This window comes from Desulforamulus profundi (assembly GCF_002607855.1).
Genome location: NZ_AWQQ01000088.1, coordinates 47,005 through 66,719, shown reverse-complemented (window position 1 = coordinate 66,719; position 19,715 = coordinate 47,005). Strand labels below are relative to the sequence as shown.

At 41.6% G+C, this 19,715-nt stretch carries 19 protein-coding genes and 3 pseudogenes; all 22 read right to left on the bottom strand.

Annotated elements, in window-relative coordinates; genetic code table 11:
- Position 1: 1 nt before the first annotated feature.
- The 22 genes and pseudogenes from hypD to P378_RS13285 all read right to left on the bottom strand — a co-directional run bounded on the left by hypD (position 2) and on the right by P378_RS13285 (position 19,578).
- The gene (gene hypD / locus P378_RS13385) at positions 2–1,108 is read right to left on the bottom strand and encodes a hydrogenase formation protein HypD (protein ID WP_099083601.1); all 1,107 of its coding nucleotides are present in this window, start codon (positions 1,106–1,108) and stop codon (positions 2–4) included.
- On the bottom strand, positions 1,089–1,313 hold the full coding sequence (locus tag P378_RS13380) for a HypC/HybG/HupF family hydrogenase formation chaperone (protein WP_099083600.1): 225 nt from the start codon (positions 1,311–1,313) through the stop codon (positions 1,089–1,091). The genes hypD and P378_RS13380 overlap by 20 nt, the downstream gene beginning before the upstream one ends.
- Positions 1,314–1,319: 6 nt before the next feature.
- Positions 1,320–3,516 (bottom strand): annotated as a pseudogene (locus P378_RS24260) (Kae1-like domain-containing protein); the annotation flags it as partial.
- A 53-nt stretch (positions 3,517–3,569) separates the two neighbouring features.
- A complete protein-coding gene (gene hypB, locus P378_RS13360; protein WP_099083596.1) occupies positions 3,570–4,235 on the bottom strand; it encodes a hydrogenase nickel incorporation protein HypB in 666 nt (221 codons plus the stop codon).
- 133 nt (positions 4,236–4,368) lie between these two features.
- Positions 4,369–5,161 (bottom strand): annotated as a pseudogene (locus P378_RS13355) (ATP-binding protein).
- A gap of 72 nt (positions 5,162–5,233) precedes the next feature.
- On the bottom strand, positions 5,234–5,686 hold the full coding sequence (locus tag P378_RS13350) for a hypothetical protein (protein ID WP_099083595.1): 453 nt from the start codon (positions 5,684–5,686) through the stop codon (positions 5,234–5,236).
- Between the two features lie 509 nt (positions 5,687–6,195).
- A complete protein-coding gene (locus P378_RS20195; RefSeq protein WP_207654049.1) occupies positions 6,196–6,483 on the bottom strand; it encodes a (Fe-S)-binding protein in 288 nt (95 codons plus the stop codon).
- A gap of 9 nt (positions 6,484–6,492) precedes the next feature.
- On the bottom strand, positions 6,493–7,197 hold the full coding sequence (locus tag P378_RS13340) for a GTP-binding protein (RefSeq protein ID WP_099083594.1): 705 nt from the start codon (positions 7,195–7,197) through the stop codon (positions 6,493–6,495).
- Between the two features lie 12 nt (positions 7,198–7,209).
- Complete coding sequence (locus P378_RS13335) at positions 7,210–7,917, bottom strand: ATP-binding cassette domain-containing protein (RefSeq protein ID WP_238473241.1); 708 nt, start codon at positions 7,915–7,917, stop codon at positions 7,210–7,212.
- Positions 7,914–8,111 carry a hypothetical protein gene (locus P378_RS20190; protein WP_207654048.1) on the bottom strand — a complete coding sequence of 66 codons (198 nt, stop codon included), beginning with the start codon at positions 8,109–8,111 and terminating at the stop codon, positions 7,914–7,916. Before P378_RS20190 ends, P378_RS13335 begins: the two co-directional genes overlap by 4 nt.
- A 17-nt stretch (positions 8,112–8,128) precedes the next feature.
- Positions 8,129–10,037, bottom strand: a pseudogene (gene cooS / locus P378_RS13330) (anaerobic carbon-monoxide dehydrogenase catalytic subunit).
- Between the two features lie 24 nt (positions 10,038–10,061).
- Positions 10,062–10,625, bottom strand: a complete 564-nt coding sequence (locus P378_RS13325) for a 4Fe-4S dicluster domain-containing protein (RefSeq protein WP_099083593.1) — start codon at positions 10,623–10,625, stop codon at positions 10,062–10,064.
- An 18-nt stretch (positions 10,626–10,643) separates the two neighbouring features.
- On the bottom strand, positions 10,644–10,979 hold the full coding sequence (gene hypA, locus P378_RS13320; RefSeq protein ID WP_238473223.1) for a hydrogenase maturation nickel metallochaperone HypA: 336 nt from the start codon (positions 10,977–10,979) through the stop codon (positions 10,644–10,646).
- Positions 10,980–11,110: 131 nt separating this feature from the next.
- Positions 11,111–11,284 (bottom strand): NADH-quinone oxidoreductase subunit D-related protein, encoded by a 174-nt coding sequence (locus P378_RS23090; protein WP_274378725.1) that lies wholly within the window; start codon positions 11,282–11,284, stop codon positions 11,111–11,113.
- On the bottom strand, positions 11,281–12,192 hold the full coding sequence (locus P378_RS13315; RefSeq protein WP_238473222.1) for a hydrogenase large subunit: 912 nt from the start codon (positions 12,190–12,192) through the stop codon (positions 11,281–11,283). Before P378_RS13315 ends, P378_RS23090 begins: the two co-directional genes overlap by 4 nt.
- The gene (locus tag P378_RS13310) at positions 12,189–12,731 is read right to left on the bottom strand and encodes an NADH-quinone oxidoreductase subunit C (protein ID WP_099083591.1); all 543 of its coding nucleotides are present in this window, start codon (positions 12,729–12,731) and stop codon (positions 12,189–12,191) included. The genes P378_RS13315 and P378_RS13310 overlap by 4 nt, the downstream gene beginning before the upstream one ends.
- Positions 12,732–12,752: 21 nt before the next feature.
- Positions 12,753–13,247, bottom strand: a complete 495-nt coding sequence (locus tag P378_RS13305; protein ID WP_099083590.1) for a 4Fe-4S dicluster domain-containing protein — start codon at positions 13,245–13,247, stop codon at positions 12,753–12,755.
- Between the two features lie 13 nt (positions 13,248–13,260).
- Positions 13,261–13,692 (bottom strand): NADH-quinone oxidoreductase subunit B family protein, encoded by a 432-nt coding sequence (locus tag P378_RS13300; RefSeq protein ID WP_099083589.1) that lies wholly within the window; start codon positions 13,690–13,692, stop codon positions 13,261–13,263.
- Between the two features lie 15 nt (positions 13,693–13,707).
- Positions 13,708–14,673: a respiratory chain complex I subunit 1 family protein gene (locus P378_RS13295; RefSeq protein ID WP_099083588.1), complete on the bottom strand. Its 966-nt coding sequence runs from the start codon at positions 14,671–14,673 to the stop codon at positions 13,708–13,710.
- 2 nt (positions 14,674–14,675) lie between these two features.
- Positions 14,676–18,104, bottom strand: a complete 3,429-nt coding sequence (locus P378_RS13290; protein WP_238473221.1) for a complex I subunit 5 family protein — start codon at positions 18,102–18,104, stop codon at positions 14,676–14,678.
- Complete coding sequence (locus P378_RS21950; protein ID WP_238473220.1) at positions 18,101–18,499, bottom strand: proton-conducting transporter transmembrane domain-containing protein; 399 nt, start codon at positions 18,497–18,499, stop codon at positions 18,101–18,103. The genes P378_RS13290 and P378_RS21950 overlap by 4 nt, the downstream gene beginning before the upstream one ends.
- Positions 18,500–18,912: 413 nt before the next feature.
- Positions 18,913–19,578 carry a Crp/Fnr family transcriptional regulator gene (locus P378_RS13285; RefSeq protein ID WP_099083587.1) on the bottom strand — a complete coding sequence of 222 codons (666 nt, stop codon included), beginning with the start codon at positions 19,576–19,578 and terminating at the stop codon, positions 18,913–18,915.
- Positions 19,579–19,715: the final 137 nt, after the last annotated feature.

Sequence of the window (19,715 nt, the reverse complement as noted above, 5' to 3'; positions counted from 1 at the left end):
TCTATCCTCCTCCAATTTCAGTAAAACGGTAATATGCAGCGCAAGCTCCTTCAGAAGATACCATACAGGGCCCTACAGGATTAAGGGGTGTGCATGCTCTACCAAACAGCCTGCATTCCTGAGGCAGTTTAATTCCCTTCAGAATGTCCCCACAAGCACAATTCTTGTTGGATTCTTCCTTTTCATTAGGATATGGTTCCGGGATATTGAATTTTTTATTAGCATCATAGTTTCTAAAGCTTTCCCTTATCCTTAGACCACTTTTAGGAATCAAACCAAGACCTCTCCACCAGGCATCCGCCGGTTCAAAGACCCTGGCCATTACCTGCCTGGCAAGGGGGGTCCCCTGGGGTAAAACTCCCCTCCTGTACTGGATCTCAACGCAGGGGTTATCTTCCCTTATTTGTTCAAGAAGCATTACGAGACCCTGTAAAATGTCATGTGTTTCAAATCCTGTAATCACACTTGCCTTATGATACTCTCGAGCGAGGAAGTAATAGGGTTCAACCCCAATGATGGTGCTAACATGTCCCGGTAAAATAAAACCATCAATCTTTACCTCTTTGTCCAACAGCAGTGCCTCCAGCGCCGGAGGAACTAATTTGTGCAGAGAATAAACGGAAAAGTTTTCAATTCCTTCTTCTTGGGCCTGAATTACAGACATTGCCACTGTCGGAGCGGTAGTTTCAAATCCGGCCCCCAAAAATACCACTTCTTTACCGGGATTCTTTTTTGCCAGTTTCAATGCATCCAGCGTTGAATAGACTACACTTACCTTTGCCCCCTGCCCCCGGGCATCTGCTAAACTACTACCCTTTTTACCGGGAACCCGCAGCAGGTCGCCGAAGGTAGCGATAATAACATTCCTTTGCCGGGCCAGCTCTAAATAAACCTCAATCTCACAGTCATGAGTGACACAAACCGGGCAACCGGGACCGGAAAGCAATCTGATATTGTCAGGCAATAGCTGCCTGAGGCCGCTTTTACCGATGGCCATGGTATGGGCGCCGCAAACTTCCATAATATTTAGCGGCTTATCCGCAGGAGCTAATCTCTCAACCTGTTGTATTAGTTTGGCCAGTTGCCTTTTATTTGCTGTTTGCTTCATGTAACCCCTCCAGAAATCTTACGGTTTCCCGGGCCTCCTCATTATCCATCCGGTGGATGGCATAGCCCGCATGTACCAGTACCCAGTCGCCTACATTCACTTCCGGAGTTAAAGCAATTGAAATTTCCTTTGAAATCCCTTCCAGTTCAGCAATTGCCATGGTTCCCGTTACTTTTATAACCTTAAGCGGTACTGCCAGGCACATTCTTCGTCACCTCGTTTCCGGCCACAGCCTGTCCCAGCGATATACCCCCGTCATTGGAGGAACTTCCTTATGGCGGTATACCGCTATCCCCTCTTCAGCCAGTAATTCCATTATCAGTTCGGTTAATAACCTGTTTTGGAAGACGCCTCCAGATATTACCACCTTATTTAACCCGGTACTGCGGGACATATGCAGCACCCCGTCCCTAATTGCCCGGCAACCCCCATATGAAATTTATATGCCATACGTACAGTATCTAATCCGGATGACAAATCGGAAATGAGTTCCTCCCACAATGGCGCTGTGTCCAATTCAAAGGTTAAATCTTCATTATCTTTCAGCAGTATAGTATAAAAACCTTCCTCGTGTCCGGCCATCCGGGCCCTTGCTTCCATCACCATTGGGCCCTGTCCCTCATACTTTGCTTCCCGGCAGATTCCCATTAAAGCCGCAGCTGCATCAAATAACCTGCCACAGCTTGAGGTGGCTACCGAATTGATACCCTTTTTAAGCTGCGCTTCCAGAACCTCAACTTCGCAGGGGCTTAATCCGCTCAGCCATTTAGAAGCGTATACCCTGCCGGCTTCCCCCAGTGTGGAAAGGAGAAAGCTGTATGCCATTCGCAGAGGCCTTTTTATTGAAGCCTCTCCGCCCAGCAGCGGAACCTTTGCCAGGTGGCCCATACGTTTAAAAGAACTGTAATCACCGCAGAGAAATTCAAACCCCCAAATTGTACCATCGGTTCCATATCCAGTACCGTCACAGACCACTGCCATTACCCTCTCAGCCAGCCCGTTTTCTGCCATACAACTGACCATATGAGAATGATGGTGCTGTACTCCTATTGCCGGCAATCCCCATTGGGACGCCAGTTCACGAGCGTAGCGAGTGGTTTGGTAATCGGGGTGGAGATCGTGAACAAGTAATTCGGGTTTTATCCCCAGTAGAGAAATCATTTTGGAAATAGTTTTTTGTATATTTCAAAATTTAAGTAATTGTCCAAATCCCCTAAATGCTGACTAAGGAAAACCCGATCTCCTTTGGCCAGGGCAATGGTATTTTTTAGATTCCCGCCACAGGCAAGAAGCGGTGTTAGCTCCCTCCTCTGCAATTGCACGGGTAACGGGACATAACCCCGGGCCCTTCTTACAGGTTGCCAGGTATTTCCCACCACCATTCCTACAGAATCATCACAGGGATTTTCTATTTCCCGATTATGAAAAATGAAATAATCGGCAATACCTTTTAGCTTTTCTGCTGCTTCCTCGTTTTTAGTAATCAGCGGATCACCGGATAAATTGGCACTTGTCATTACCAGCAAAGGAATTTCGGGAGAAAATAACAACCAGTGAAGGGGCGTATAGGGTAACATTACTCCCAGGGTATCCAGATTGGGATTAATTTCTGGAGGAAGTTCTCCCTTGGTCTCTTCCCTTTGTTTTAAAATTATAATTGGCCTGGCAGGACTTACCAGATACTCCTCTTCCTCGGCTGATAAATGGCAGTATTTTCTCACAGTCTCAAGGTTATAAGCCATTAAAGCAAAAGGTTTGGCATCCCTGAATTTACGTTTCCTTAATTGGTATACCGCATTTCCATCAAGAGCATTACAGGCCAGGTGGAACCCTCCTAATCCTTTTATGGCAACAATTGCACCCTCCTTAAACAGTTCCCGAAAATCTTTATTACAGGATTTACCCCGGCTATCTCTAACTTCAATTTTTGGCCCACATGCCGGGCAGGCATTGGGCTGGGCATGAAAACGCCTGTTTGAGGGATCGTCATATTCCTGCCGGCATTGCGGGCACATGGTAAATCCCTTCATGGTGGTAAGATGCCGGTCATAGGGAATATCTCTAATAATCGTAAACCTGGGACCGCAGTTGGTACAGTTTATAAAGGGGTAAGAAAACCTTCTGTCAGAAGGATCCTGCAATTCAGCCAAACAGTCAGAACATGTTCCCACGTCCGGGGAAATTAAGACCCGTTTATCATCCTGAATACAACTTTTTTGAATAAAGAAACCAGAATACCCCTGAAAAGCAACTGGCGAGGAGTCATATCCCGTTATTTTAGCCAGCGGTGGTGAGGAAGATAACAGTTCCATTAGTGCCTGTGAAATCTTTTCCTCCTGCCCTTCCCAGCGAATAGTTACTCCCTGGCTGTTATTGAGAACCCACCCTTTTAATTGATATTTTTGGGAAAGGTTATATACATAAGGGCGAAATCCCACCCCTTGTACAATTCCATAAACCTTTATCTCCTTCGCTGTCGCTTCCTTTCCCACTCTCCCTTTAGCCACAGGCACCACTCATCAATTCCCTCCCCGGAAGATGCAGACATCTGGAATATTTCAATGTTGGGATTCAAACTCAGTACATCCTCGGTAAAGTTATCCACATTAAAATTGCTATAGGGTAATAAATCAATTTTATTTAAAATGCAAGTTTTGGTTTCTCGGAACATAACTGGATATTTTGAAGGTTTATCATCGCCTTCGGGAACACTAATAACCACTACCCTCAAATCCTCACCCAGGTCAAATGCGCTCGGACATATCAGATTACCTACGTTCTCAATGATAATTAAATCTAAATTTTCAATTTCCAGTTCCTGCACTGCCCGGTTAACCATATTTGCGTCCAGGTGGCAGCCGCCTTCAGTATTTATCTGCACCACCGGCACCCCTTGGCAGTGAATCCTTTCCGCATCCCTGGTGGTCATCAAATCCCCTTCTATAACACCGATTTTTAGTTCGTCCTTTAATTTTAAAATGGCCCGTTCCAAAATCGTTGTTTTTCCAGCACCGGGAGAACTCATCAGGTTAACAGCAAGAATTCCATACCGGTCAAAAAGTTCCCGGTTTACTGTCGCCAGGTCTTCGTTTTTCTTCATAATGTTTCTCAGCACCTTAATTTCCACTGCCAAATCCTCCTACTCTCCTTCTATGGAATCCACATACAGTTCCTCACCTGATACTATCCGTTCTACCCCGCCGCCGCACAGAGGACATGAAAGGGTTTTGACTTCACCTCGTATTCCGCTCCATATTTGTCTACGGATTAACACTTCCACTGCTAGTCAACCTTGCCAGTAACTGATTCTTAATTGAACTGATTTCCTCAACTATCGTGCCGCCGATATCAAAAGGAGAAACTCCTTCCAAATCAGCCTTTTTGACCTCTTCACTTAAAGAAACAAAACCCAACAATTCAAAATCAACCAAACTATCACTTATGAATTGAACATCTGCCTTATCATGTACTTTACTACCTACCGCAAAGACCTTTTTAATTCCAATATCCTTAGCCAAGCTTCTGATCTGCTCAGCGGTTTGGATACTTCTCCGACCAGGTTCTACCACCACCATCAACGCATCTACCGACTCAGCAGTTCCTCGTCCAAGATGCTCAATTCCTGCTTCCATATCCATAATTACCACATCTTCCCTCTCAGTTAAAAGGTGCTTCATCAATCTTTTAAGTAAGGTATGCTCCGGACAAACACAACCGCTGCCACCCTGTTCAACAGTGCCCATAACCAACAATTTAACTCCCTGATGTTCCAAACAATATTTCTCAGGTAAGTCATCCACTTTAGGGTTTAAAGTGAAAAAGGAACCATACCCCCCTTTGCTCCGGTACGTTCTTCGGCTAATTTTTTCATTTTAGAAAAGGGTGTTATCTTCTTGTAGTGTGCCTCAGGTATACCTAGACTGAAGCAAGGTTTGCGTCCGGGTCAGCATCTACAGCTAAAACACGATAGCCTTCAGCAGCAAAAAGCCGAGCTAAAATCCCGGAAATTGTAGTTTTTCCTACTCCACCTTTGCCCGTAACAGCTATTTTCATAATCAACCTTCCTTCTGTCTAAAGTACGGAATTATGCTGATTCTAAAGAAATATACACAATTATTTATTTACCTAATACTTCTTAAATGTCAATATCAAGTTACCCTCTTCCGTTGGTTTCGTATCTACACATTCCATCTTGGTTTTAGTAATCTCGGGATAAAGTATTGCTTGAACTCCTATCCATGGACAGAAGATTGTCGATATGTTTTCCTCGTATGCTTCCTTTAAAAAATCTGTTACTACAGAACCCCTCAATTCAACGACAAGCTTATCCCCTTTGTCTTCAATTTTTACCTCCCGGGGAATTTTCAAGACATCAACTACCGCATGCTTCACATCATCAAGAGTCATCCCTTCTTTGATTAGACCCTTTTTATTTAAATAGTCTATAACCCCCTGTCCTGCTGCCTTGTTAAACTTTTTAATTTCTTCATCTGTCATATTCTCCATCGCTTTATTCATGCCATACCATGTAGCATTAACAAAAAGACTGGTTATTTCTCTGTTCTCTTTTACACACATAATAATTTTACCTCCCATTTTAATTTTATAGTTCACCGGGCAGACACACAGGTCTGCCCCTACAGTTACCTTACACCAATATTTTCATTCTTTTGCTAGTGCTACCGTAAGGTAGCATGTGTGTCTACATTATAAAACTGGCATCCATTTAAATTTACCAAATTTTAAAATCAACACATTCAATATAAACCCGTTTCCCTTCCGCTTCTACAACCACACCGCTGTGAACCTTTTGCCTCATACAATGTGCAGGTATAAACTTTACAGTTTGTCCAACTTCCGGAAGCTTTCCTACAACCATCCCTTCAATGGCTACAGGTATTGCAATCCCTACATTTTATATTCAAATTTATCGTCTCTAATCCTATGACACGGACCTACAATATGCACAACATACACACCGTAATTTTCATCGATTATCTTAGCAAAATGTGTTATTGGACATCCAAGCGGTCTGAATTTTACCAAATCTCCAAGTTTAAGAGAAATTTTACCCATTATTAGAAGCGTCATTCTACCTGAAGGTTCTCCCGGCAAAGGTCTAGTAGAAAATCTGCCTCATAATCATCGAGTCCTTTAAATCTTCTCTCTGTCTTTAAAAGATTAATATCAATATTAGACACTAATTCTTTTATCTTCTTATTATTTTCTTTGAATTCCTCTTTTAAAAGGAAGGGACATTTTTCCTCTGTTTTCACTTTCAAAATCATCTCGGCAAAAAGATCGCATCTTCTATAATTACAAGCATTGCAATTATATCCCGGCAATAAATCTGCTATCTTTTTAATATAATCCATCTTTTCACCTTACTCTCCAACATACTCGGTGAATCCATCTATCCTTTTTAAAATTCCTCTATGATATTTTTTTGAAACTTTCATTTCCCCGGCACAGAGAGTGCAAATGGCCAGCGGAGCACTATGTCTGAGTTCCTCATCTTCTAAGTTTTTAACTGTCTTAGTCTCTACTATTTCATCCGCTATCTCAGCACATCCCTGACCACTTAAACCATTAACCTCATAAACTTGACAGCTGGAATTCATCTCTAATATTCTTTCCCTAAATACCTCTCTTTCAGCCTGAGATATAATATCTCCCTTTGTTATTGCAACAACATCTGCACTTGTTAAAAATGGACCTACTTTTCTTGGAGTGTTTGGACCAGAAGTGGCGTCTATCACACAGATTCCAAGACTGTTTTCGGTGTATGGAGCACATCTATGACATAAACCGGCTGTTTCAATAATTAGTATATTCACACCTTGTTCTTCTGCCCATTTTACCATTTCTTCCATATTGTAGATGGCAAAGTGATCCGGACACATGTCCCTGCTTAATCCGACCAGTATAGGAATTCCAAGCTTTTCGTATCTCTTATCATCATTAGTGTAAAGACAGTCTATTTTAACAACCGCAGGATGATTACCCTTATTATTCAATAATTTTATTGTGTGAATCAGTACAGAAGTTTTCCCGGCTCCGGGAGTTCCGGCAAAGATTATTATCTTCACTATATCACCACCTTAGAACTGGGTTTCAGTATACTCTTCAATATCATTTAAGCACAATCTTCCTCCTTGTCTTATTTTTTCCCTTATAGTTAACATCCATCTATCCACTTCGCATAATCTCTTTGAAACCTGTTTTTCTTCTTCTGATTTTTCTACTATCTCAATCATCCCGCCGTTTTCCATAACTACTCTTCTGCCAGTCATTAAAGCAAAAATCGGGTCGTGTGTAATTACCATAACGATTTTCCCATAGCCTGCTAAAAGTTTCAAAGCTTCATGTTTCTTTATTCCTGCGTTTTCTACTTCGTCAATTAATACAATTGGTGAATCGCTTATAACTGCCACATCTGCAACCATCAAACTTCTAGACTGCCCACCACTTAAGACAGTCAAATTGCAATCTTTTTCAATAGGTTCTCCCGTAAGCCCGTTAGCTAATTTAATAACTTTATCAACAATTCCGTCCTTTTCTGTTTCTATTCCTCTACTCTTTGCATGCATTAAAAGAAATTCTTCAACTGTCATGTCTGCTAAAAAGTTCATGTTTTGGGAAAGCTGGGCAATCCTTCTTTTCCTCGGGTCTTTTTTTATCTTTATGCTCGGGGTTTCTCCGTTTACAAGAACCCTTCTTTTTGAAATTGTATCTCCTTGTGCTAAATATTCAATATCACTTATTAGATTTGATTTGCCACTTCCTGTAGGCCCTACTACTCCAACTATCTCTCCTTTTTTACAGTTAATTCTTTAACTTTCTCTGGATTTCCAAATTTATCATATCCCCCAAAAATTTTAATTTCTTTAATGTCCATACTTCCAAGTCCTCCCGAAAATGTTGAAAAGAATAAACTGCTCCTGACTAAAACCCGAAACTTCGCACTATCTGCAGTATATATTAGGGTTTCAAGTATCTCCAATCCTCATTAGCCAAAACTTAAATACCTAAACCTTCACGTCTTTCCTTAATCGCAGTAAACAATTGGTCGGCAGCCTTTTTCGGATCGGTTTCTACGATAAAGTAACCACCAAGCAGATCTTTTGCTTTTTCTGTTAAAAATTTAGCAACTACAGAAGAACCCATAATTTGTGGTACAATTCCTATATGGGTAGGTAGTCCCAACGCAACTGCCCAGGTTCCAATTGCCACTGCCTTTTCAGCCATAGCCTCAGGTGCAGAAGCTACAACTGGTAGCTTATCCAAATCTACTCCTAATTTATTTGCAACGGCTACAGCTACTTTAACTGCCCTGGTATTATCAACACAAGAACCCATGTGCAATACTAGAGGTAGAGGTCCATTAAGCCCGGCTGCCTTTCCTATGGCAGTTAATACGGCCTTTAAGGAATCACCGGCATAAGCCTCTGTTGCCTCTTGAGTCATTAGACCATTCTTGGCAAAAGCACCGGCTCCACAACCGGTAGCTAACATCAAGACATTATTTTTAGCCAGCTCTTTAGCAATAGTCATAAAATTATGGTCTTGAGTTGTCTGAGGATTATTACAACCGGCAAACAATGCAATACCTTGAATGTTGCCGTTAACAATATTATCAATTAGTGGCTTTAACGGGTCTTTCGCATTTACCTTGCTTAAGGCCGCCATGATTGCCTCGGCACTGAAGCCTGCAATAGCTGTTTGCTTACAGTCAGGAATGTTAACTTTACGATTATTTCTTCTTCTAAAGCATCGATTGCCAGATCAACTATCTTTTTAGCACTGTCTAAAGCTGATTCTTCATTGAATTCTACATGATTAGCACCTGTAATCTTGTTTTCAGCCATAGTGGTAATAATTTCCGTGTGGTAACATTCACCTATTTTGACAATAGAAGGCATAATGCACTGCACATCTACAACCATGGCATCAACAGCACCGGTAATAAGGCTAGTTCTTGAGACAGATAATTGGTAGCCAGTGGAACTCCACGCCGCATCATTACTTCATTACCCGTACAACAAATACCTACTATATTAATACCTTCTTTAGCCCCGGCTTTCTTAGCGTCTTCATTCATTTTCATCGCTACATCGCAAACGATTTCACTAAGTAACGGGTTATGACCGTGAACCGCAATGTTGACAGCATCTTCCTTCAACACACCAAGGTTGGCTGTAGTAACTACAGGCTCAGGGGTTCCAAATATAACATCTGATAACTCTGTTGACAAATACATGCCTGTATAATCAGACAATGCACCCTTTACTCCTCCAAGCGTAACGTTAACTGCATCGGCATCACATCCTACATGAGTGCGTCCCATGATTTCTGTGACAACGGCATCAATATTATGTGGCATAACCCCTAGTTCCACCAATTTGTCCACCCGCTTAGCGGTCAAAGTTTCCTTAGCCCAATTACAAGGTATGTTGCGCTTCTGACGAGAAAAATCATCCAGAGAAGCTAAAGCTACTTCTTTTGCAACTTGCTTAATATCTTTACCTTCCGGTGCCAAGTTTAATTTTTCTGCTATACTTCTTAGTTTTTGCTCATCTTTAATCCGATATGCAGGTGCATGTCCTTCACCAACTTCCAATAATGTTAAAGCTACATGCCTACCGTGTTCAGAGTGAGCAGCAGCACCTGCAGCAATCATTCTAGCTAAATTTCGAGCCACGATGGTATCGGCATCAGCTCCGCAAACACCTTTCTGTGGGCCATTACCAAAAGGATCGATACGGCAAGGCCCTTTCCAGCAAATACGACAGCAAAGTCCTGTTTCTCCAAAACCACATTGTGGTTTCATCGCTTCAAAACGATCCCAAACAGTATCAATTCCAGCTTTTTTTGCTATGGGAAGCAAATAATCGACAGCAGGATCAATAGTTTTTTTCATCTCACTCATAATATCCCCTCACTTATTCCTTACCTAAAAATTACCTTTTGTCTGAGCCTTGATAAATTTTCTTCCACTTTCTTTAAGAATTTCCTTACGATAACTTTCATAATCTACTAACTTTAATGCTTTGGTTGGGCATGCCTTAACACAGGCATAAGGAATTTCATCATTGTCCTTTGCTCTTCCGAAACAAAGATCGCATTTCCGTGCTTTAGCCTTTTTGGTTCTGTGATTACCTCCATCGTTTACGTCTGCAGACATAATTATAGCTCCAAAGGGGCAAACCATAGCACAAACTTTACAGCCAACACAATTGCCCTCATTAATTTTAACAAAGCCATCCTCTTCATATATTGCTCCTACAGGACAAGCCCGTGCACAAGGTGCATCTTCACATTGTCTGCATTGCATAGGCATAACCATGTCATCAACTTGGATCACCGAGTTTCTTGGCTGTAGTTGTAAGCCTTTGGTTACGGCAGTTTGTAAATCACAATCTGCATGAGCAATAGCACAGGCCAGCTCGCAATTCTTGCAACCCAAACACCTCTTAGGATCGGCGTAAATAAAGAAATTCTCTTTAGCTCTCTCCATTGGGGATTCACCACCTTTCTATTCTTCTACTTCCAAACTCTCAATGTACAATTCCTTTCCGGCAATGATGTCTACAGATCTGCTCTCACATTGTGGACATTGAAAATTGTAATTGCAAACCCGGAACACATTGGTACATTCCTGACACTTTCCCTGCAGCGGAATCCGCTCAATAACCAGCTCTGCACCTTCGACAACAGTATTTTGCGCATAGGCCTCAAAACAAGCGGTTAAAGTCATATGTTCCACTGCTGTCATCTCGCCAACTTTTAGTTTTACCTTCAATATCTTTTGGATTTGATGCTCTTTTACCTTAGCATTGATAATCTTAAATAGACTATCCACTATTGCCATCTCATGCAGGGCTATCGCATCCTTTCGCTACGACATAAATCAAAAGGACTACTGCCAAGTCTTTAAGGATAATTGAACCAAGCCAACAAAGTTTTACGGTAAGCCTGGCACCTGGTTTTCTGATTTTAGTATTATCTTTCGGTGCAGGAGATGCAGGGATCAATACTACTAATAATAAGTGGAATATCAGACACCTTATTTCCCGGCATCATAACATTGAGCGCTTCCCAGTTCATATAAGTGGGCACTCGCCACTTAAGGCGTTCCGGTAGATCAGAACCGTTTGTGCGTAGATAATAAATCAATTCTCCCGTGGAGCCTCTGACTTGGCTATAGCTTCCCCAGCAGGTATTTCCGGCAAATGATCAATACAAGTTGGACCGTCAGGTAGTTCTTTTAGACATAGTTGAATAATATTGATAGCTTCCTGAATTTCCCTTAACCTAACTATGGCTCTCGCTCTAACATCACAACCAGTTTCTACATTAACATTAACTTTTATCTTGTCATAAGCCGCATAAGGACTCTTTACCCGCACATCATTATTTACTCCAGACCCCCTGGCAACAGGACCAACCACACCATACCGGATGGCTTCTTCTTTAGGTAAGATCCCTACACCTTCAGTTCGAGCTCGAACAAGCTTATTGTTCATATAGATATCAACAATTTCTTCCAATGGCTTTTTCAAGCTGTCCATCTGCTTCATCATATATTTAATCTTTTCATTAGATAGGTTATATTTTACGCCGCCAATGGTATTAGCGGCCAAGTCCATCCGATTACCATAAATAGTCTCTTTGGTATCCTGGACTATCTCCCGTATCTCCATCACATGCATAAATAAGGAATCAAAACCAATGATATGAGCCAATATACCAGCATTGAACAAGTTGGATGCTATCCTTTTTACTTCATCAGCGATAACCCTTAGATATTCACCTCTTTCCGGAACTTTGATTCCGGCAATCTTCTCAAGGGCCATACAATAAGTAAATGGATGGTTATTTGAACACAAAGAACAAAGACGCTCAGTTAAAGTTATATTTTGGTAAATGTTGCGTTGCAATGCCAAGGATTCCATACCCCTGTGTACAAACCCTGCCGTTATATCCAAACCAACAACAGTCTCTCCTTCAACCTGCACCCGGAAATACATTGGTTCTTCTAACGCTACATGTAGTGGTCCTACTGGGATGGTATAAGTGCTCATTTAGTATCTACCTCCTTAGAAGTGGCTGCAAATACCTTCTCCCACAACGTTTTACTAGTTGCTCCGTTCATAGCTAATGATAAAGGAATTAATTTGTTCATTATTCCTGTATCAATAGTTTCATCAAGGAACAATCTCTTTGGATTGGGATGACCGACCACTTTAATATCATATAATTCTTGCAACTCGCGTTCCGTCCAATCAGCACCTTTTAAAATCGGAGTAATGGAATTAACTTTACTACTATCACGGGGTATTTCTATGGTAACTGTGCAAGTACAGCCATCCAGATCAAAGTGGTAAGCTATTTCATGAATATCTCTCTGTTGGGCATCTTTAGTTTTATAAGCTGTAATAGTGATTACCCGGCCGCCCGATCTTGACACAATCAAAGCAACATTAGTAATTTGGCTGTGGTCATTAAGCCTACACCAGCCAGTAACCACTCCTTTCGAATCTGTTTCCCAACGCAAGGAGAATCCTTCGCCCACTGCCTGAGTTAGTTTCTCTTTAAAATCCTTCTGAATATTCCGCTCCATCCTGTTTCCTCCTCTCCTTCATCAAAGGGCTCGTTCTTGGCGGCATTTTGGGCATAAATGCCTTAATTTTTCAATGTCCTTGTTAACTTGATCATAAGCTACGTTCAGTAATTCAGAAGCTACCGGCACCATAGGTGTAGCACACCGGGCACAATTTACATATTTAATGAAGCCTTTTTCTACATATCTGTATTTATCCTCTTGCCTGTGGGCTGTATGATAATCCTCAGTTAAGCGAATTGCTTTAGTTGGGCAGTAATGCTCACAGAGACCGCAAAAGGCACACGTATTATGCCAAAGTATAAACTCCAGGCCACTTTTGTCGGCCACTTCCCTGATTTGGATTGCTCCACCGGCGCAAACGTGCTCACACATTCTACAGGCAACACAAGCCTTGGCATCATATTTGATTTTACCTCTCAGTCCCTTGGGAACAAAAGTTTCACCGAAGGGATAAGGGTCGGTAGACGGACCTTTGAGCAAATTACGAATGGCTATTTTTAAAAATGAAGACATGGGTCCCCCTCCCTTACAGCCTGGTTTCCCAGATTTTGATAGCTTCAACTATCCCGTCGATAATCGCCTGTGGTCTGGGAGGACAGCCCGGTACATTTACATCTACCGGAATAAATTTGTCAATAGGCCCGGTAATAGCATAACTGTCTCTAAACACCCCTCCCGATATTGGACACACTCCTATGGCTACCGTTACTTTAGGATTAGGAATTTCATCGTAAAGACGCAAAACCTTTTCCTTAACCCGAGCAGTAAGAGGACCGGTAATCAAAACGATGTCGGCATGCTTTGGACTTCCACAATATTTACAGCCTAAGCGTTCAACATCATAACGAGGGATACATGCCGTAGTTGCCAATTCCACATCACAACCATTACAGGATCCCGCATTGATGCGGTACAACCACGGTGATTTCTTGGCAATTTTTCGCAGCAACTTTTTCATCCAGACTCCTCCCTGTTATCCTTGTAACAACGTTAAAACCAAGCTGATCAAAGCCAGTACTGTCGGATACTTAAGATAGAATTTAAAAGCCTGATCCATCCGTACCCGTCCTGTACTGGTGCGAACAACTGTAATAGAAATTACCATTAAAACTAAACATTTTAGGAAAAACCACAATAGGTTAATCAAGAAATTTTCACCCAGTGGTGTCGGGAAAAAGAGTGCTATGGCTAAACCCAATACCACAACCATTTTTAGGGAGGTCATTAGTTTAAATAAAGCTAAACCGGTACCGGAATATTCCAGAATAGGACCCTCGACAATTTCAGTTTCCGCCTCGGGGATATCAAAGGGAACCACCCCCATATTACCCGGAATGAATACCAGAAAAGCCAGCAGAGCCGGTAACATGGTGTAATCAAAAAGTAATGCCCCGTTTTCCAGTTGAAACTGCACAATTTCACTTAAAGAAAAGGTAGCTATACCACCTGTTGCCAGTCCAACCTTCAAAGCAACGGTTACGAGCACTATCAGTAACGGCAACTCATAGGACATCATCATGACCATTTCCCTGGAAAAGCCTATAGCCCCAAAGGGTGAACTGGAGGCAGAACCACCGATCATCAAAGCAATGGCAGGTAATGACAGCAAGTAAAGCAAAACCAATAAATCTCCCGAATGCTCAAAACCTTGGTATACGCCAGCAATAGGTATCAAAGTCACAGCTGCCATCATCCCTACAAACCCCAACAATGGCGCTAACCTAAAGGCCTGCAGGTGCGCGGTCTCCGGTACAACTGTCTCCTTCCTGGTTAGTTTGACCAGGTCAATAAAGGGCTGGTAGACAGGGGGCCCAACCCTCCTCTGTAATCGAGCAGCAATTTTACGGTCAATTCCCATAAGAAACAATCCAAAGACTACGGCAAACAAGCCACCAGGAAAAATTAATAAATCAAAAATTAATTTAACAATATCCGTCATAGTTATACCCCCTTACCTAAGCCGGTAATCCGGTATAAAACTTTAATGCACTGTTTAACCAAGCCTTTTGGCGATTCATAAAGATTATGGGAATTAACATGCACCTCTTCAGCTGTTAAATCAGTTACCCCACAAGTATAGATTTTTGTATATCTGATTTTCCCATTGCCAATAAAGTAGACACTGACACCTGCAATAAAGGCCACTGCCAATAGTATAGTGATAACCCCGGCATTCCAAGCTCCCAGACCGGAATCAACCCCAAAAAATGAAGCTGAAACCGGTGTAAGGCCCAACCAGCTCTCTATGGCAGCAATAGTAGTTAGTGGTATCCCCGGGAACACACCAAAAACCACACACAAAACAGCCAAAATTATCATAGGGATTTGCATTGTCCAAGGAGCTTCAGTTACATTCTCTAACTCCTTAGGTAATTGCCCGAAAAAGGCAGAATGTAAAAACTTAACAAACGAAGCTAAGGTCAAAACACTAGCTAGCAAGGAGAGTAAAGCTAAAAACACATATCCTTTCTCCATGGCAGCTTGATAGATTATCCATTTAGAGGTAAATCCATTAAACGGCGGGATACCGGCAATCGAAAAGGCCCCAATCGCAAAGGCCCCGAGAGTTACCGGCATTTTCCTGCCGATTCCTCCTAACCTATCCAGGTTCTCAATACCGGTTTTCACCATAATGACACCGGCAACTAAAAAAAGTAGGTTCTTAAACAGCATATGGTTAACCAAATGCAATAAACCTCCAGCCACTCCTAAAGAAGAACCCAAGCTAACTCCTAAGATGATATAACCCATTTGACTCACTGTATGATAAATAAGCAGGCGCTTCATACCACTTTGCAAAAGAGCCAGTGCAGCAGCCATTAAAATAGTTAAGCCACTTACCCAGGCAACTGAATACATTAGGCTGGGCATCTCTCCTGCCAGACCAAACTTACCTATAAGAGCAACTCCTCCAAAAACATAGAATAATTTAGCCATCCCAAAGGGCGCACTTTTTAAAAGCACAGAAGAAATGTAACCACTGACCGGTGTTGGTGCAGTTGGCGGATGCATCTGATAGTCGATGCGGAAAGGTAGCATAGCTGCCTTCATTGCAAAGCCGATCAACATCAAGATCAAGCCAAAGGCCACAAGGTTTGTCGGCAAAGTACTTAACCGCCAGGCCAGCTCACTCATCTCAAAGGTACCGGTGTTAGCTGTTAAGACAATTAGTCCTAAAAACATCAGACTGGCTCCAACATAATTAAAAATAAAGTATTTAAAACCTTCCCGTAATGCCTCTTTGGTTTCCTCATGAATAATTACAAAGTATAGGGTCCAGCTACTCATGATTTCCCAAAAAGCAAAGAAACTGAAGAGATCTTTGCTCACCGCTACACCTAGAAGACCGCCAATCATCAAAACAAAAAACGTGTAAAAGCGACTTTGGGCATGTCCATGATCCATATAACCCAGTGAGTAGAGTAAATTTAAAACTCCAATAAAGGCAATAAGTAAAGCAAAACTCCAGGAAAAAACATCAAGATGGGAAGATGCAGTAAATACTGTTATCAATGTTGCGACCATTGTCACAACTGCTAACCAGCCGCTGTGCTTGGCCGAACGTCTTCCTAAAAGGTACGTAACCAGAGCCCCTACCATCGGAATTACTGCAACCATGGGCCAAACGATGGAAACATTGGGAATAGCAGTTACAGCCATTTGTCCTTTAGCTGCAATCAAATCAGCCACTGGCTTAACCAATGACATACCAGCTTGCGGATATAAACCGTTAAAAACAGTTAAACCCGTTAGGATCCCAATTGGAATCAACATGGTAATCGGAGCTTCCTTAAGCACAGGACCCTCATACTTTTCAAAGAAAATAATCCTAACCAATTTCAGATAATAAAAACCACCAATAATGCTACCCAAAAGGATTAAACCTGCTAATGCCAAATGACCGGCTTGTACACTGGCATAAAGCATTAAGAATTTACTGATAAATCCGTTAAAAGGCGGTAAACCCATAATGGCTAAAATACCAATACTAAAACATAAAGACGTTACAGGCATCACCCGACCGATACCTTTAAACTTAGTAATTTCCTGACTCTTCAAGCGGAAGATTAAAGCTCCCACAGCCAAGAATAAAAGGTTTTTCATGATTGCATGATTCAAAACATGATAAAGGGAACCAATAAGACTCAAATAAGTTCCTATTCCCAAAGTAATTACTATCTCTCCTACCTGGGCCATAGTTGAATAAGCCAACATCCTTTTAATATCAGTCTGTCTAAGGGCCATGATTTCACCGACCAAAAGCGTCAGTGCCCCAAGCATGGAGATAATAAATCCAATAGTAGAAAACTGACCGGTAGTACCCAACTCAGTCAGTAAACCCGCACCAAAAACAACAAAGAGAATACGTACAAGTCCATAAATACCGGTTTTGGTCAAAATACCTGACATTGGCGCCGAAATAGATGAAGGTGCCACAGGGTGAGCATCAGGCAACCAGCTATGCAACGGCGCCAAGCCTGTTTTGACACCAAGACCAATTATAAACATTCCCAACACTGCCAACATAAGACTTGGAGATAATGCTTGTAAATTTGCGGAAATTACCGCCATATCGAAGCTTCCAAGTTTTACATGCAAAGTCAAAATTGCAAAATGCATAATGTAAGCTCCGGAAGTACACATAATAAAATATTTGAAACCGGCCCGTAAGGCTTTTGTAGTTTGCTCATGAATAACCAAAAGATAAGAAGTCCAGGTCATTAATTCCCAGAAGACGTAAAAATTGCCCAACTCTTTACTGGTCGTTAAGCCCAATAAAGTACCTAACATTAAGAGTAAGAAGAAAAAGTAACGGTTTGTATGCGGTTTACCCTTTAAATAGCCGACAGAATAAAGAGTGATCAAGAAACCGATACCGGCCATAATTAGAGCAAAAAGTTTTGATAAACTGTCAAAATCGCCACCTTGCCAAGCCAAGTATACTGTTATACCGGTAATGATAACCGCCAACAAATTACGTAAGTCCGGCGAAAAACGTCCAATAAGATAAACTACGAACCCACCCACATAAGGAACGAGAACCAAGGTGGACCAAGGTGATTCAAAGGCAGGCAATTGTTCCAGACCCGCACTCCCTAATAATATGGCAGCAGCATGCTCAGCACTGTGAATGAAAGGCTCCGGAAATAAGCCCATAAAAGCAGTTAGACCACTCAGAACCAGTAAAACTATCATCAAAACAGAAGAAGTTTCTTTGACTTTTTCTACTCCCTCCACCTCTTGGACGGGTTTCTCGAAACATAGTCTTTGAATTACCAGAAGGAAATACACTGCTTCAATGATACTGCCTAACGTGGCCATAGCAGCATAAAACCAATGACCGCTTTCAATAGCTGCATAAATAATCAAAAATTTACTAATAGAACCCTTAAATGGCGATAAGCCATTACTGAGAACAACCCGAAACCAAACAAGGTTGCTATAACAGGCATGGTCTTACCTATCCCTTTGAGCTTTTCAATACTATGAGAGCGCCCTCGTGCAATAAATGCCGCTGCAGCAAAAAAGACCAACCCCCGCATTACAATTTGGTATTCCAAATGCAGCAGAGCTCCTGAGATACCTTCATAAGTACCCATACCAAGTCCCAGCAGAACATACCCGATTTCAGCAATACTGGAAATAATCAGTAATCGGATTAGGTTTTTCATCTGCTTCAGTGCAACTAGTTCACCAACCAATAGAACTATTACACCAAACAAAGCTATCATAGATGACCCATTAATTAGAAAACCAAAATCCACATTTCCTACCTCCTTCACCAAAAACAATTTGTTCTTTTGTTCACTTTAACGAAAAGTTAACATAACTTCTGTCGGATAAACGATGTTTTTTCAAGAACCTGAATCCGTAAAATAAACCTCCTGTAGCACCCCTTAATTTGTAGGAAAACAAAGTAATATGCAGAAATATATAGATAATTGGTGTTTCTAATATTCACCATAGAGGTGCTGTTTTGTGGGCATGGACACGACGACTCGAACACGTTCACTTTACGGAAGAAGCTGCATCAGCGATACTAAAAGTTAGAAATAAGATAACATGGTTTAGTTGCAAAGTTCATTTAGACCAGTTCATAAAAATGATAGCGATCAAGAAAGTATTTTACAAAAGGAGCACATAAAAAAAGAAGCGAAAAAGTATTTTCGCTTCTTAACTAGAAACCTGATTCTATCCCCTGCAATTTTTTTAAATCTTTAATCAAAATAGTTCGTCGGTTTACTTTTTCTAAAATGCCCGACTTTTGCAGATCATTTAAAAAAACTGAAACTGTTTGACGGGTAGCTCCCACTATCAGAGCAATTTCTTCAGTAGTTAAGCCCAGCTCTAACTTAATTCCCTGCTGTACCGGTATTCCTATGTCTTCCGCAGCCTGAACTAAAAATTCAGCCAGCCTTAAGTAAGTCTCTTTAAAAACCAAACTATTAATTATGGTAAATGAGCTTTTCAATAAATCCCCCAATACTTTAACCATATTCAAACCAAAAACAGGGGAATTAACAACAATCTTTTGGAAGTTGCGGACATCGGTAACCAATATAGTTGTATCTTCCATAGCCTGAATAAATGCTCTAGTATGTGTACTGTAGACATCACCTGGACTCAAAATAGACAGGGTAAATTCCTTATCTTCATAAGCCAGATAAATCCTAGCCCTCCCATGCTTTACTAAAAATACCAAATTTTTCTCATCGTTCGGTAAATAGAGAATTTCCTTTTTAAGAAACCGACGTTCCTGAAACTTTTCCAAGAACTCGGCATACTCCGGGGAACTCAGAGTTTCCAACAAGTCGATGTCTGTTAACCTCATTCTGGTTGGCATAATTCTTCCCCCTCTCGTATAAATGGATATGGCCCGATAATTGCAAATCTACACCCTCATCTTGTTTTCAACAAAGGATCAAGTCCGGCATCTTTGGAAATAGTTAGTTGGTAACTCCCTCCGGCAATAATACTGCC

Coding starts and splice junctions, on each gene's coding strand:
- P378_RS13315 (WP_238473222.1), bottom strand. CDS start 12,192: ATGAGCACTTATACCATCCCAGTAGGACCACTACATGTAGCGTTAGAA.
- P378_RS13350 (WP_099083595.1), bottom strand. CDS start 5,686: ATGTGTGTAAAAGAGAACAGAGAAATAACCAGTCTTTTTGTTAATGCT.
- P378_RS13380 (WP_099083600.1), bottom strand. CDS start 1,313: ATGTGCCTGGCAGTACCGCTTAAGGTTATAAAAGTAACGGGAACCATG.
- hypD (WP_099083601.1), bottom strand. CDS start 1,108: ATGAAGCAAACAGCAAATAAAAGGCAACTGGCCAAACTAATACAACAG.
- P378_RS13295 (WP_099083588.1), bottom strand. CDS start 14,673: ATGACGGATATTGTTAAATTAATTTTTGATTTATTAATTTTTCCTGGT.
- P378_RS13285 (WP_099083587.1), bottom strand. CDS start 19,578: ATGCCAACCAGAATGAGGTTAACAGACATCGACTTGTTGGAAACTCTG.
- P378_RS13305 (WP_099083590.1), bottom strand. CDS start 13,247: ATGTCTTCATTTTTAAAAATAGCCATTCGTAATTTGCTCAAAGGTCCG.
- P378_RS13300 (WP_099083589.1), bottom strand. CDS start 13,692: ATGAAAAAGTTGCTGCGAAAAATTGCCAAGAAATCACCGTGGTTGTAC.
- P378_RS20195 (WP_207654049.1), bottom strand. CDS start 6,483: ATGGATTATATTAAAAAGATAGCAGATTTATTGCCGGGATATAATTGC.
- hypA (WP_238473223.1), bottom strand. CDS start 10,979: ATGGCAATAGTGGATAGTCTATTTAAGATTATCAATGCTAAGGTAAAA.
- P378_RS13325 (WP_099083593.1), bottom strand. CDS start 10,625: ATGGAGAGAGCTAAAGAGAATTTCTTTATTTACGCCGATCCTAAGAGG.
- P378_RS13310 (WP_099083591.1), bottom strand. CDS start 12,731: ATGGAGCGGAATATTCAGAAGGATTTTAAAGAGAAACTAACTCAGGCA.